The following is a 13,749-nucleotide window of genomic DNA, read 5'->3' on the forward strand; positions in this document are numbered from 1 at the left end:
ATCACCAAAAAGCCGCCTTCGGGCGGCTTTTTGCTTTGCCGCGCCCGGGTGATGACGCCGGGTGGCGCGGCCTTTTGCCAGCCGCTACGATGGCGGGCTCATCTCCAGGAATTCCATGTCGTCCGTAATGCCCCCGCTCGATCTCGATGATGCGTTCGCACCGCTGCTGCCCGCTGGCGACCAGCAGGTCGCGCAGTTGCGCGTGCCGCCGCATTCGATGGAGTCCGAGTCCAGCGTGCTGGGTGGCCTGCTTCTGGACAACAGTGCCTGGGACCGCGTGGGCGATCTGCTGGTGGATGGTGATTTCTACCGCCATGAGCACAAGCTGATTTACGAGGCCATCGGCAAGCTGATCAATGCCAGCAAGCCGGCCGACGTGATCACGGTGTACGAGCATTTGCAGGGCATGGGCAAGGCCGAGGAAATTGGCGGCCTGCTGTACCTGAACCAGCTGGCGCAGTACGTGCCCAGTGCCACCAACATCCGGCGCTACGCGGAGATCGTGCGCGAGCGCTCCATCCTGCGCAAGCTGGTGACGGCCAGTGATGACATCGCCACCAATGCCTTCAATCCGCAGGGCAAGACGGTGGACCGCATCCTTGACGAGGCCGAGCAGAAGATCCTGGCCATCGGCGAGGAGGGGGCGCGCAACAAGCAGGGCTTCCAGTCGCTCGACACGCTGGTGGTGGACCTGCTGGACCGTGTCCAGGAGATGGCCGACAACCCCATGGACGTGACCGGCGTGCCAACGGGCTTTGTCGATCTTGACCGCATGACCAGTGGCCTGCAGGCTGGCGACCTGGTGGTGCTGGCCGCACGCCCCTCGATGGGCAAGACCTCGTTTGCGGTGAATATCGCCGAGCACGTGGCGCTCAACGAAGGCCTGCCGGTCGCCATTTTCTCCATGGAAATGGGCGCGGCCCAGCTGGCGGTGCGTATCGTCGGCTCTATCGGCCGCGTCAACCAGGGCAATCTGCGCACGGGCAAGCTCAACGATGACGAGTGGCCGCGCCTGACGGAAGCCATCGAGCGGCTGCGCACGGTGTCCCTGCACATCGACGAGACGCCCGGCCTGTCGCCTACGGAGCTGCGCGCCAATGCGCGGCGCCTGGCGCGTACCTGCGGCAAGCTGGGCCTGATCGTGGTCGACTATCTGCAGCTGATGAGCGGCTCGGGTTCGGCCGCCAGTTCCGACAACCGTGCGACCGAGCTGGGCGAGATTTCGCGGGGCTTGAAGATGCTGGCCAAGGAGTTGCAGTGCCCGGTGATTGCCCTGTCCCAGCTCAACCGTTCGGTGGAGCAGCGCACCGACAAGCGCCCCATGATGTCCGACCTGCGCGAATCGGGCGCCATCGAGCAGGATGCCGACATCATCATGTTCATCTACCGCGATGACTACTACAACAAGGACAGCAAGGAGCCCAACATCGCCGAAGTCATCATCGGCAAGCAGCGTAACGGCCCGACCGGCACGGTCAAGCTGTTCTTCCAGAAAAACCAGACGCGCTTCGAGAACCTGGCCGTGGGCTACGGTGGTGGCGACGAGTACTGATTGCAGCGCTTGGCTTTCAGGCTTTCCATGAAAAACGGCCCCGAGGGGCCGTTTGGTTTTTTGCAGTGGGCGGTCTATGTACGCCAGGCATGGATCAGCAGACCTGCCACGCAGGCGCCGAGGATGGCGCAGGCCCAGGCCAGCCGCTGGGCGCCCGTGCGCAGCGCACCCACGGTGGCCACGATCTGGGCATTCTGCTCGGCCAGCTTCTCGATCAGTTCCAGCGACTGGCGCTGTGACTGCTCCAGCTGCGTGATGCGGGCTTCCTGGGCCTGGATCAGCAGCAGAGCCTGTTCGCCAGCCGAGCGCGGAGCTGCCAGCGGCTCGCCGGCTGCAGCCGGCTGCGCGCCGACCGCCTGCTCCGCATCCTTTTTGCGCAGCAGGCTCTTGGCTGCCTTGACGACCTGGGGGGTGGCCTCGATGACATCGCCCCAGGGCACCAGCTTCAGCGCCGTGATCCAGCTGATCGCCATGGCTTACAGCACCTCGCTGGCGAAGTCGGCCAGGCGCGAGCGTTCGCCGCGCGCCAGCGTGATGTGGCCGCTGTGGGGCCAGCCCTTGAAGCGGTCCACGGCGTAGGTCAGTCCCGACGATCCCTCGGTCAGGTAGGGCGTGTCGATCTGCGCCAGATTGCCCATGCAGATGATCTTGGTGCCGGGGCCGGCGCGCGTGATCAGGGTCTTCATCTGCTTGGGCGTCAGGTTCTGGGCCTCGTCGATGATGACGTACTTGTTCAGGAAGGTGCGGCCGCGCATGAAGTTCATGCTCTTGATCTTGATGCGGCTGCGGATCAGCTCGTTGGTGGCGGCGCGGCCCCATTCGCCGGCATTGCCGCCATCGCCCTTGGCCAGGAATTCGAGGTTGTCGTCGAGGGCGCCCATCCAGGGGCCCATCTTCTCTTCCTCGGTGCCGGGCAGGAAGCCGATGTCCTCACCCACGCTGACTGTGGCGCGCGTCATGATGATCTCGGTGTAGCGGCGGTCGTCCAGCACCTGGGACAGGCCGGCGGCCAGGGCCAGCAGGGTCTTGCCCGTGCCGGCCGTGCCGGTCAGCGTGACCAGGTCGATGTCCGGGTTCATCAACAGGTTCATCGCGAAGTTCTGTTCGCGGTTGCGCGCCGTGACGCCCCAGACGGCGTACTTGGGATTGCCGAAGTCCTTGAGCGTCTTGAGCACGGCCGTCTTGTCGCGGATCTCGGTCACGCGCATGAACAGGCTGGGCTCGCCCGGTGCCTCGTGGTAGACGAACTGGTTGATCATCAGCTGGTCGACGATGGCGCCGCTGATGCGGTAGTAGGTGATGGCGCCTTCCTGCCAGCTTTCGACGTTCTTGCCGGCCTTGGCCCAGAAGTCCTGGGGCAGGGCCAGGGCGCCTGCGTACAGCAGGTCGCCGTCGTCCAGTACCTTGTCGTTCTGGTAGTCCTCGGCCGCAAGGCCCAGGGCGCGTGCCTTGACGCGCATGTTGATGTCCTTGGACACCAGCACGACTTCACGCTCGCTGAACTTCTTGCGCAGCGCGGCGACAACACCCAGGATCTGGTTGTCCGCCTTGCCCTGGGGCAGGCTGTCGGGCAGCGCTGTCTCCAGTGGTTCGGTCTGGAAATACAGCATGCCGGTGGCGCTGCGCTGGCCCGTGGCATTCAGCGGCAGGCCCTTGTCCAGCGTCTCGGAGGGCTGGGAGGCGACCAGTGAATCCAGCGTGCGGCTGACCTGGCGGCCGTTGCGCGCCACTTCGGTCATTCCCTTCTTGTGGCCGTCGAGCTCTTCCAGCACCACCATGGGCAGGAAGATGTCGTGCTCCTCGAAGCGGAACAGGCTGGTCGGGTCGTGCAGCAGCACGTTGGTGTCGAGCACGAACAGCGTCTTCGGGCCTGTGCGCGTGCGGCGTGGGCGAACCGGCGCTGCCAGCAGTGCTGCCGGCTTGGCTTCCGTGGCCGACCTGTTGGTCGACCGGGCGCTGGACGGCGCTGCCGTTGCGTTGGATTTGTCGGTTGCGCGGCGCTGCCGATTGGCAGGGGCTGCAGTCGCGGGCGCAGGAGCCGGTGATGCGGCCTTGGTGTTGCGGCCGCGCGCCGGTGCGGGCTTTGCAGCTGTGGTGGTGGTGGTGGTTGTGGCGGAGGCCGGGGCCGGCTTGCGCTTGCGTGGCGCGGCGGCAGCTACGGCCTCGACTGCATCGGGAAGATCGTCAGCGGGCAGGGGGTCTGCGTGCTGGGCACCGCGCACGGGAAGAAAGGCTTCGGGGGAGAGCTTGGCGGCACGGCGGCCGGGTGCGGGGGGCAGGGGCATGGTGGACGAACCGTTCCTCAACAAGGATCAAAAAGCACAAAGCCGCCTGGAAACCGAGGCGGCTTTGGAGGGGTGACAGGGAAAAGCGTCTTTGCTAAGAAGCATTGCCCCATTATGCATAGGCGGACGGCCTGAATATGTCGGCCGGCACTCTGTCACCTGTCGGATTGTTGCTATCAGGCAGCCTGCTTCAATGCCTTCAGGGTCTTGACAGCCTTGAGGACCTCGTCAACGTGGCCGGGAACCTTCAGGCCGCGCCATTCCTGCACCAGCAGGCCATCGGCTCCGACCAGGAAGGTGGAGCGCTCGATGCCCTTCACCTTCTTGCCGTACATGATCTTGTTCTTGACCACGCCGAACATGTGGCACATCTTCTCTTCCGTATCGGCGATCAGCTCGAACGGCAGTTCCAGCTTTTCCTTGAAGTCGTCGTGCGACTTCATGTTGTCGCGCGAGACGCCAAACACGGTGGCGCCAGCTTTCACGAAGTCCTTGTACTTGTCGCGGAACTGCATGGCTTCGGTGGTGCAGCCAGGCGTATTGTCCTTGGGGTAGAAATACAGGATCAGAATCTGGCCCGTGTGGGAGGTGTTGGTCACCTTGATCCCGCCGGTAGCGTTGGCTTCAAATTCGGGAAGGGGTTTGTTGACAACGATCGCCATGCGCTTATATCTCTCGGGTGTAGTCGTTGAAATGCCGAGGGCCGTGTTTGTGTTTTTGCTTTTATCGGAAATGCCCCCAACCGCAACCTGCAATTTTACCCTGAAAACGGAATTTCTCCCAATCAGGGGGGCAGGAGTCTACTCCAAGAGTAGGGCCGCGACGACGTTACGGCCTTCGCTGGCAAGGATGTTGTAGGTGCGACACGCGGCCTGCGTATCCATGCTTTCCAGGCCGATGCGTCGGGCCATGAGCGGGCGCAGCCAGGCCGCTGGCGGGAAGCGGTTGCGCTGGCCGCTGCCCAGGATGATGACCTCTGCATCCAGCTGGGACAGGGCCTCGAAATGCTCAGGCGTCAGGTCTTCGAAGCGGGCGCAGTCCCAGGCCTGGCGCAGGCCTTTGGCGCCGACAAGCAGGCTGTGTTCGAACTTTTCCCGGTCCACGGCGACCCAGCCGGGGCCATAGCCTGTGATGCTCTGTGCTTCGGATTTGTCGGCGTGGAATTTCATGGATGAGGGTGGCGCGGTCTGCGCGATGGGGGTGGCCGCCACATGGGTCGGGGCCAGGGCGATGCTGCATTGCGGAACTGTGGTCAAATTATAGGTTTCACCAGGGTGCATGGGGCACTTTGGCGTGCATGAAGGCCGCAAGCCCGCGCCGGCCACTTTCATATTCTCAGCATGAAAACCGTTCTCAAATCCGCAAAACTAGCCAACGTCTGTTATGACATCCGCGGGCCCATCATGGACGCGGCCAAGAAGATGGAAGAGGACGGCCAGAAGATCATCAAGCTCAATATCGGCAATCTGGCCGTGTTCGGCTTCGACGCTCCTGAGGAAGTGCAGCAGGACATGATCCGCAACCTGCCCAATTCGGCAGGCTACTCGGACAGCAAGGGCATCTTCGCGGCGCGCAAGGCCGTGATGCACGAAACCCAGCGCCAGGGCATCCTGGGCGTGACGCTGGACGATATCTACCTGGGCAATGGCGCATCCGAGCTGATCAGCCTGGCCACGAACGCGCTGCTGGACGACGGCGACGAGATGCTGCTGCCGGCGCCCGACTATCCGCTGTGGACCGCCGTGACCAGCCTGTCCGGCGGCACGCCCGTGCACTATATGTGCGACGAGTCCAACGGCTGGATGCCCGACCTGGACGACATCCGCGCCAAGATCACGCCGCGCACCAAGGGCATCGTCGTCATCAACCCCAACAATCCGACAGGTGCCCTGTACAGCAAGCAGCTGCTGCAAAGCATCGTGGCGCTGGCCCGCGAGCATGGCCTGGTGATCTTCGCCGACGAGGTCTATGACAAGGTGCTCTACGACGACGTCGTGCATACGCCGCTGGCCAGCCTGTCCACCGATGTGCTGACGCTGACCTTCAACTCGCTGTCCAAGGCCTATCGCAGCTGCGGCTACCGCGCCGGCTGGATGGTGGTCTCGGGCGACAAGAAGGCGGCCAAGGACTATATCGAGGGCCTGAACATGCTCTCCAACATGCGCCTGTGCGCCAATGTGCCCGGCCAATGGGCCGTGCAGACGGCGCTGGGCGGGCATCAGAGCATCGACGAGCTGGTGCAGGAAGGCGGCCGGCTGCGCGTGCAGCGCGACCTGGCCTACCAACTGATCACCGAAATCCCCGGCGTGAGCTGCGTCAAGCCGCAGGCCGCGCTGTACATGTTCCCGCGCCTGGACCCCGAGATCTACCCGATCAAGGATGACCAGGCGTTCTTCCTGGAAGTGCTGCAGGAGACCAAGGTCATGCTGGTGCAGGGAACAGGCTTCAACTGGCCGCACCCCGACCATTTCCGCATCGTCTTCCTGCCGCACGACACCGACCTGCGCGAGGCCATCCGCCGCCTGGCCGTGTTCCTCGAGAAATACCGCAAGCGCCACGGCACGGACCGCGGCTGAGCTGTGCGGGGGCCGGCGGGGGAGAGGGCCTTGCGCCGACCATCGCTTTTTACCGGCTGCCGGCGCGCACCCTCTGGGCGCCGCAGCATTTTTTGACTGGCAAGTAGTTTATGAAACCGATCCAAGTAGGCCTTCTGGGCATTGGCACCGTGGGCAGTGGCACCTTCAACGTGCTGCAGCGCAACCAGGAAGAGATCCGCCGCCGCGCGGGCCGCGGTATTGAGATTGCCATGGTGGCCGACCTGGATACGGAACGCGCACGCTCCGTCGTGGGCGACACGGCCAAGGTGGTCGGCGATGCGCGCGAGATCATCGCCAACCCCGAGATCGACGTGGTGATCGAGCTGATCGGCGGCTACGGCATTGCCAAGGCCCTGGTGCTGGAGGCCATTGCCGCCGGCAAGCATGTGGTCACGGCCAACAAGGCCCTGCTGGCCGTGCATGGCAGCGAAATCTTCAAGGCCGCCGCCGAGAAGGGCGTGATGGTGGCCTACGAAGCGGCGGTGGCCGGTGGCATCCCCATCATCAAGGCGCTGCGCGAAGGCCTGACGGCCAACCAGATCCAGTGGGTGGCCGGCATCATCAACGGCACGACCAACTTCATCCTGTCCGAGATGCGCGACAAGGGCCTGGACTTCGACGTGGTGCTCAAGGAGGCCCAGCGCCTGGGCTATGCCGAAGCCGATCCGACCTTCGACATCGAAGGCGTGGACGCCGCCCACAAGGTCACGCTGATGAGCGCCATCGCCTTCGGCATTCCCGTGCAGTTCGACAAGGCGCATGTGGAAGGCATCACCAAGCTGTCTGCGGCCGACATCAAGTACGCCGAGCAACTGGGCTACCGCATCAAGCTGCTGGGCATCACCAAGCGCACGGACAAGGGCATCGAGCTGCGCGTGCACCCCAGCCTGGTGCCGACCAAGCGCCTGATCGCCAACGTGGAAGGCGCGATGAACGCCGTCGTCGTCCATGGCGACGCCGTGGGCACGACGCTGTACTACGGCAAGGGCGCGGGCTCCGAGCCCACGGCCAGCGCCGTGATTGCCGACCTGGTGGACATTGCCCGCCTGCACACGGCCGACCCCGAGCACCGCGTGCCCCCGCTGGCCTTCCAGTCGAACACGCTGGTCGCCGCAGGTGGCGAGCTGCCCGTGCTGCCCATGAGCGAGGTGGTCACCAGCTACTACCTGCGCATCCGCGTGGCCGACGAAGCCGGCGTGCTGGCCAAGATCACCAGCATCCTCGCCGGTGCCGGCATCAGCATCGATGCCCTGCTGCAGCGCGAGGCTGGCGAGGTGAGCGGCGACAGCGAAGGCAGCCAGGGCGTGCCGCAGACCGACCTGATCATCCTGACCCACGCCACGCGCGAAGGCGACATGGATGCTGCCCTGGCGCAGATCCAGCAGTTGCCCACGGTGCTGGCCCCTATCAACCGCATCCGCAAGGAAGAGTTGAACTAAGACACCCCCTGAGCGGCTGCGCCGCTTCCCCCTCTCTCGCACGCGGGAGGGGGACGACGCCCTCGCTGCGGGGCGGCCCTTGCTCGGCATCCCTGGCATCGGCCGCGCCCCGTCTCACAGAATACTGACGAGGAAGCGACATGCTTTATCTTTCCACGCGCGGCCACGCGGACCGCAAGCGCTTTTGCGACATCCTGCTCGAGGGCCTGGCGCCCGATGGCGGGCTGTACCTGCCCGAGCGCTATCCGCAGATCGATGCCGCCCGCCTGGGCGAGCTGCGCAGCATCTACAAGGAGCAGGGCTACGCGGCCCTGGCCTTCGAGATCCTGAGCCTGTACATCGACGACATCCCGGCCGAGGATCTGCGCGCCCTGTGCGCCAAGACCTATACGCAGCAGGTGTTCGGCACGGCCGAGATCACGCCGCTGCGCCCGCTGGAAGACGGCCTGTGGCTCGAAGCCCTGTCCAACGGCCCCACGCTGGCCTTCAAGGACATGGCCATGCAGCTGCTGGGCAACCTGTTCGAGTACGAACTGGGCCGCCGTGGCGAGGAGCTGAACATCCTGGGCGCCACCAGCGGCGACACCGGCAGCGCCGCCGAGTACGCCATGCGCGGCAAAAAGGGCGTGCGCCTGTTCATGACCAGCCCGCGCGGCCGCATGAGCCCCTTCCAGCAGGCCCAGATGTTCAGCCTGCAGGACGCCAACATCCACAACATCGCCATCGAAGGCGTGTTCGACGACTGCCAGGACATCGTCAAGGCCGTCTCCAACGACCACGCCTTCAAGGCGAAGTACAAGATCGGCACGGTCAACTCGATCAACTGGGCCCGCCTGCTGGCCCAGGTCGTCTACTACTTCGCCGGCTACCTGCAGGCCACGCAGAGCAATGACCAGAAGGTCAGCTTCACGGTGCCCAGCGGCAACTTCGGCAATATCTGCGCCGGCCATGTGGCGCGCCAGATGGGCCTGCCGATCGAACGCTTGGTGGTGGCGACCAACGAGAACGACGTGCTCGACGAGTTCTTCCGCACGGGCGCCTACGTGGTGCGCGGCAGCGAGCACACCTACGAGACATCGAGCCCCTCGATGGACATCTCCAAGGCCAGCAACTTCGAGCGCTTCGTGTTCGACCTGCTGGGTCGCGATGGACAGGCCACGCGCGAATTGTTCGCCGAGGGCGTGGCACGCCAGGGCCGCTTCGACCTGGGCGGCAACCCGCTGTTCCAGGAAGCTGCTGCCCGCTACGGCTTCGTCAGCGGCAAGAGCACGCATGCCGACCGCCTGGCCACCATCCGCGATACCTTCGAGCGCTTCGGCACCATGATCGACACGCACACGGCCGACGGCGTCAAGGTGGCGCGCGAGCAGCTGCAGGCCGGCGTGCCCATGATCGTGCTGGAGACGGCACTGCCCATCAAGTTCGCCGCCACCATCGAGGAGGCCCTGGGCCGCCTGCCCGATCGCCCGGCCAAGTTCGAAGGCATCGAGGACCTGCCCAAGCGCGTGACCGACTTGCCGGCCGACGCCGAGCAGGTCAAGGCCTACATCGCCCGGCATTGCGACTGATGCCACGGCCGGGCTGTCCGCAGGTCCGCAGCTGGAGTGCATGGCGATGAAGGTCATCGGCTTTGCCGGCTACTCCGGCTCGGGCAAGACCAGCCTGGTGGAGCCCCTGATCACGCTGATGCGTGCGCAGGGGCTCAGCGTTTCGGTGGTCAAGCATGCCCACCACCATTTCGATGTCGATCACGAGGGCAAGGACAGCTGGCGCCACCGCAAGGCGGGTGCCTATGAGGTGGTGCTGGCTTCCGATCGCCGTCTGGCGCTGATGCGCGAATTCCCCCGGCCCACGGAGCTGTCGGTGCACGACATGCTGGCCGAGCTGGACCCCCTCGTGGACTGGGTGCTGGTAGAGGGTTTCAAGCACGCCGACCTGCCCAAGATAGAAATCTGGCGCGAGCAGCCCGAGCGCACCAGCGCCGGCAAGACCCAGGCGCCTTTGTTCCCGCACGATCCCCATGTGCTGGCCGTGGCGACCGATGCGCCGGCCCGCCTGCCCGAGCCGCCGCGCCAGCCCGTGCTGGACCTCAACGCGCCAGCGCAGATACTGCAATGGCTGCTGGATCAGGGGGAGCGCCTGCGCTACCGTGCACCTGACAGCGGCCAAGACTAGGAGAAAAACCATGCGAGCCCCGCTCAAGCCCCTCGATGAAGCGCTGGCCGAACTGCTGGCCCAGGCACTGCCGCTGGCTGGCGATGACACCGTGGACTGCTTTGACGCCGATGGCCGCGTGCTGCGGGTCGACGCCGTCTCGCCGCTGCAGGTGCCGCCCCAGGACAACAGCGCCATGGACGGCTACGCCGTGCGCAGCGCCGAATGCACGCAGGGCAATGCCGAGCTGCCCGTCTCGCAGCGCATCCCCGCAGGCGCCGTGGGCCAGCCGCTGGCCGTGGGCACGGTGGCGCGCATCTTCACGGGGGCTCCGGTGCCCGAAGGTGCCGATGCCATCGTCATGCAGGAAGACTGCGAAGTCCTGGAAGACGGCCGCGTGCGCATCAAGGCGCGGCCCGAGGCCGGGCAATGGATACGCCGCTCGGGCGAGGACATCCGGCGCGGCGCCACCGTCATCGCGGCCGGCACGCGCCTGTCGCCGGCCGAGCTGGGCCTGGCCGCCAGCATCGGCCTGGCCTCTTTGCGCGTGGCACGCAAGCCGCGCGTGGCCCTGTTCTCCACGGGCGACGAGCTGGTCATGCCGGGCACGGTCGCGCCCGAGCAGATGCCGCCCGGCAGCATCTACAACAGCAACCGATTCTTCCTTCGCGCCCTGCTGCAGCGCATGGGCTGCGAGGTCACCGACTTCGGCATCGTCCCCGACCGGCGCGAGGCCACTGTGGATGCTTTGCGCGAGGCGGCCCGCGCGCATGACCTGATCCTGACCAGCGGCGGGGTGTCTGTCGGCGAAGAGGACCATGTCAAGCCCGCCGTGCAGGCGCTGGGCCAGCTCGACCTCTGGCAGATCGCCGTCAAGCCCGGCAAGCCCTTCGCCTATGGCCGCGTGAACTGCGAGGGCGAAGGCTTTGCCCACTTCATCGGCCTGCCCGGCAACCCGGTCTCCAGCTTCGTTACCTTTCTCCTGCTGGTGCGCCCCTTCGTGCTGCGCCTGCAGGGCGTGCAGCAGGCGCTGCCACGCTCGGTCGAGGTGCGCGCCGACTTCCATTGGCCGCGCGGGGACAAGCGCCGCGAATTCCTGCGCGTGCGCTACAACGACAGCGGCGGGCTGGAGCTGTTCCGCAACCAGAGTTCGGGCGTGCTGACCTCGGCGGCCTGGGGCGATGGCGTGGTGGACAACCCGCCGGGCCAGGCCATTGCGCCGGGCGACCGGGTGCGCTTCATCGCCTTTTCGGAGCTGCTGTCATGAGCCAGGCCGTCCCCATCGCCATCACCATCACCGTGCGCTATTTCGCCTCCATCCGCGAAGCCCTGGGCACGGGCAGCGAAACCCTGTCCACCGAGGCCGCCACCGTGGGCGCGCTGCGTGAGGAACTGATTGCGCGTGGCGGTGCAGCCGCCGAAGCGCTGGCCCCTGGCAAGGCCGTGCGCATGGCGCTGAACCAGGTCCTGTGCGATGCCGGTGCCGCCATTCGCCAGGGGGACGAGGTGGCTTTCTTCCCTCCCGTGACCGGAGGTTGACCCAAATGACCACCGACAAGCCCGTGGACCAGGCCATCAGCGCGCGCACGCGCAAGGCCTTGTCCGAAGCCAAGGCGCGCGGCGTGCAACTGGGCCGCGCAGGCGCAGACAACCTGCGCGCCACCGTGGAAAAGCGCAAATCCACGGCCGATGCCTTTGCCCAGCAGCATGAGGCGCTGTTCGCCGAACTGCAGGCGCGCGGCCTGACGCACCGCGCCATGGCCGCCGAACTCAATGCGCGCGGCATTGCCGCGGCCCGGGGCGGCGAGTGGACGCACGGTCAGGTGCAGCGCATCCTGAACCGCTATGCCGACCTGCGTTCGGCAACACTGTCTGCGGACGGCAGCAGCGGCAGCTGAATCCCGGCCAGCCGCTGCGCCAGCGCGGCCGATGCCGGCTGCATGGGCGCCCGCAGCGTTGCCCGCATTCGGCCCTGCTGCGCCAGCAAGGCCTTGATGGGGGCGGGGTTGGGCTCGGCAAAGCAGGCGGCGATGTGTGGCTGCAGCGGCTGCCACAGCGCACGGGCAGCGGGCAGGTCGCCGCGCTCCAGGCATTGCATCAGCTCGACGAAGTGCCCTGTATGCGCGTGCGCGCTGGCAGCAATCGCTCCCGCGCCGCCCAGGGCCAGCGTGGAAAAGATCTGCGCGTCTTCGCCGGCCAGCACCTGCAGTTGCCCATCGGCGATCAGTGCCTGGGTCTTGGCGGCATCGCCCCCGCAATCCTTGATGGCCACGATGCGCTCATGGGCGGCCAGCGCACGCAGCGTGGCCAGCTCCAGCACCACGCCGGTGCGGTAGGGAATGTCGTAGACGATGACCGGATGGGCGCTGCGCTCGGCAATCGCCGTGAACCACTGCAGCAGGCCTGCCTGCGACGGGCGTATGTAATGCGGCGCGGGCACCAGAATGCCTGCCAGCGGCAGGGCGTTCAGTGCCTGAACGCGGGCCAGCGCATGCCCCAGGTGGCAGTCCGAAACGCCCATGACCACGGGCATGCCCTGGGCCGCTGAGAGGATGGTGGACAGGGCGGCATCGTGCTCCGCTTCGCTCAGCGCGGCGGCCTCGGCGGTCGAGCCGCAGGCCACGTAGCCGGCGATGCCGCTGGCGTTGTAGTGCTGCACCAGGGCGCGCAGCGCCCCGTGGTCCACCGCCGCCTCATCTCCAGGAAGAAAGGGCGTGACCAGCGGAAGCCACAGCCCCTGGAATCGGGCTTGCGGCGAGGTGGTGGAAGGCAAAGACATGGAAGATCCCTTCGGGTGATTCAAACAATGAACGACCGGACGCAGCCACCGGCCAGACCGAGGGCGGAAAGGCAGGCGCCTGAAGGGATGCGGGAAGGGGAGATGGAGGCTGCCGGGCCGGTTCCGTCGCTCATCTGGACGGAACCTCAGCTCCGGTCAGACGAGCTGGGGTTTGCAGGCTTTGCCCAGGCACAGGCACACGGCATCGCCGTGGCATGTGGGGAAGGCAAAGATTGCAGGCATGGCGCGCAGTGTAGCGCGCCTGAGCGCCTCGGTGGTGACCTTCAGGCTGCGCCTTCGGCGCCGGGAGGGGTTGATGCATCGGGCAGCAGCGGTGCCTGCCACTCCAGCAGCTCGGCCAGGCGCTGCACGATCCAGCGTGCCTCGCCGGGGCTGACGATGGAGCCTTCGGCAGCCAGGCCGGCGTGCATGCCCAGCAGCACGCCTTGCTCCGAAGAATTGCCCGAGTGGTAAAGCGTCTGTGCCTGCTCGACCAGGTGGCTGGCCAGGTCCTCGCACAGTTCATAGCGCCCGACCACATCTGCAATCGATGCCTTGAGCCGGCCGTGCCGGTCGGCATACAGGGCGGCAAAGCTCGGCGGCGGCTGTATCTGGCTGGTCTCGTCCATGGCGCGCCTCAATCGGGTTCGAACAGGCGTTCGAAGCGTGCGATGTCTTCGGCCAGCTCGCAGCTCACCAGCTGGCCCATCTTGCCGTCGCCCAGCCGGTGGGCTGCAAACAGAGTGGCCTTGCCGCGAAAGCCGTAGTCGGGCAGGTGGATGATGGTGTAGGGATGGGGCACGAACAGCTGGTGCTCGTAGACCACGCGCTGCTCGTTGCGCGGCGAGGGATAGAGCGTGTATTCGGGGGTGGTGATCGTGAGTGTGGCCATGCGTGGCCCGCCGCAGCAAAAAAGCGCTGGGGGCGGGGGAGGGCAATGCTA

At 66.1% G+C, this 13,749-nt stretch carries 15 protein-coding genes; 8 read left to right on the top strand and 7 right to left on the bottom strand.

Features of this window, described 5'->3' with window-relative positions; all coding sequences use genetic code 11:
* Positions 1-115 precede the first annotated feature (115 nt).
* Positions 116-1,552, top strand: a complete 1,437-nt coding sequence (gene dnaB / locus ACRSCF_RS07210; protein ID WP_016447754.1) for a replicative DNA helicase — start codon at positions 116-118, stop codon at positions 1,550-1,552.
* Positions 1,553-1,626: 74 nt separating this feature from the next.
* Here the strand turns inward: dnaB and ACRSCF_RS07215 are convergent, their stop codons facing one another.
* The 4 genes from ACRSCF_RS07215 to ACRSCF_RS07230 all read right to left on the bottom strand — a co-directional run bounded on the left by ACRSCF_RS07215 (position 1,627) and on the right by ACRSCF_RS07230 (position 5,006).
* The gene (locus ACRSCF_RS07215; protein ID WP_016447753.1) at positions 1,627-2,025 is read right to left on the bottom strand and encodes a hypothetical protein; all 399 of its coding nucleotides are present in this window, start codon (positions 2,023-2,025) and stop codon (positions 1,627-1,629) included.
* Between the two features lie 3 nt (positions 2,026-2,028).
* Positions 2,029-3,837 carry a PhoH family protein gene (locus ACRSCF_RS07220; protein WP_244387897.1) on the bottom strand — a complete coding sequence of 603 codons (1,809 nt, stop codon included), beginning with the start codon at positions 3,835-3,837 and terminating at the stop codon, positions 2,029-2,031.
* 176 nt (positions 3,838-4,013) lie between these two features.
* Positions 4,014-4,499 (bottom strand): peroxiredoxin, encoded by a 486-nt coding sequence (locus tag ACRSCF_RS07225; protein ID WP_012207021.1) that lies wholly within the window; start codon positions 4,497-4,499, stop codon positions 4,014-4,016.
* Positions 4,500-4,637: 138 nt separating this feature from the next.
* Positions 4,638-5,006, bottom strand: coding sequence for an Mth938-like domain-containing protein (locus tag ACRSCF_RS07230; protein ID WP_017407848.1), 369 nt, complete (start codon positions 5,004-5,006; stop codon positions 4,638-4,640).
* Between the two features lie 171 nt (positions 5,007-5,177).
* On the opposite strand from ACRSCF_RS07230, the gene ACRSCF_RS07235 reads away from it, so the two are divergent.
* The 7 genes from ACRSCF_RS07235 (at position 5,178) to ACRSCF_RS07265 (ending at position 11,925) form a co-directional block, all read left to right on the top strand.
* Complete coding sequence (locus ACRSCF_RS07235; protein WP_016447750.1) at positions 5,178-6,413, top strand: pyridoxal phosphate-dependent aminotransferase; 1,236 nt, start codon at positions 5,178-5,180, stop codon at positions 6,411-6,413.
* Between the two features lie 110 nt (positions 6,414-6,523).
* On the top strand, positions 6,524-7,873 hold the full coding sequence (locus ACRSCF_RS07240; RefSeq protein ID WP_016447749.1) for a homoserine dehydrogenase: 1,350 nt from the start codon (positions 6,524-6,526) through the stop codon (positions 7,871-7,873).
* 140 nt (positions 7,874-8,013) lie between these two features.
* The gene (gene thrC, locus ACRSCF_RS07245; RefSeq protein WP_244387898.1) at positions 8,014-9,441 is read left to right on the top strand and encodes a threonine synthase; all 1,428 of its coding nucleotides are present in this window, start codon (positions 8,014-8,016) and stop codon (positions 9,439-9,441) included.
* Between the two features lie 46 nt (positions 9,442-9,487).
* The gene (mobB, locus tag ACRSCF_RS07250) at positions 9,488-10,048 is read left to right on the top strand and encodes a molybdopterin-guanine dinucleotide biosynthesis protein B (RefSeq protein WP_016447747.1); all 561 of its coding nucleotides are present in this window, start codon (positions 9,488-9,490) and stop codon (positions 10,046-10,048) included.
* Positions 10,049-10,058: 10 nt separating this feature from the next.
* On the top strand, positions 10,059-11,294 hold the full coding sequence (locus ACRSCF_RS07255) for a molybdopterin molybdotransferase MoeA (RefSeq protein WP_244387899.1): 1,236 nt from the start codon (positions 10,059-10,061) through the stop codon (positions 11,292-11,294).
* A complete protein-coding gene (gene moaD, locus ACRSCF_RS07260; protein WP_013801032.1) occupies positions 11,291-11,566 on the top strand; it encodes a molybdopterin converting factor subunit 1 in 276 nt (91 codons plus the stop codon). The genes ACRSCF_RS07255 and moaD overlap by 4 nt, the downstream gene beginning before the upstream one ends.
* 5 nt (positions 11,567-11,571) lie before the next feature.
* Positions 11,572-11,925: a recombinase family protein gene (locus ACRSCF_RS07265; RefSeq protein ID WP_017404077.1), complete on the top strand. Its 354-nt coding sequence runs from the start codon at positions 11,572-11,574 to the stop codon at positions 11,923-11,925.
* On the opposite strand, the gene dapA is transcribed toward ACRSCF_RS07265, so the two are convergent.
* The 3 genes from dapA to ACRSCF_RS07280 form a co-directional block, all read right to left on the bottom strand.
* Positions 11,871-12,806: a 4-hydroxy-tetrahydrodipicolinate synthase gene (dapA, locus tag ACRSCF_RS07270; protein ID WP_016451198.1), complete on the bottom strand. Its 936-nt coding sequence runs from the start codon at positions 12,804-12,806 to the stop codon at positions 11,871-11,873. The two genes, ACRSCF_RS07265 and dapA, sit on opposite strands and share 55 nt — an antisense overlap.
* Before the next feature lie 284 nt (positions 12,807-13,090).
* Positions 13,091-13,435 (bottom strand): hypothetical protein, encoded by a 345-nt coding sequence (locus ACRSCF_RS07275; protein ID WP_034363797.1) that lies wholly within the window; start codon positions 13,433-13,435, stop codon positions 13,091-13,093.
* 8 nt (positions 13,436-13,443) lie between these two features.
* Entirely contained in the window at positions 13,444-13,698 is a 255-nt protein-coding gene (locus ACRSCF_RS07280) for a hypothetical protein (RefSeq protein ID WP_016447741.1), read from the bottom strand.
* Positions 13,699-13,749: the final 51 nt, after the last annotated feature.

It is taken from the genome of Delftia sp. 11MD (assembly GCF_050907895.1).
GTDB lineage: Bacteria > Pseudomonadota > Gammaproteobacteria > Burkholderiales > Burkholderiaceae_C > Comamonas > Comamonas tsuruhatensis.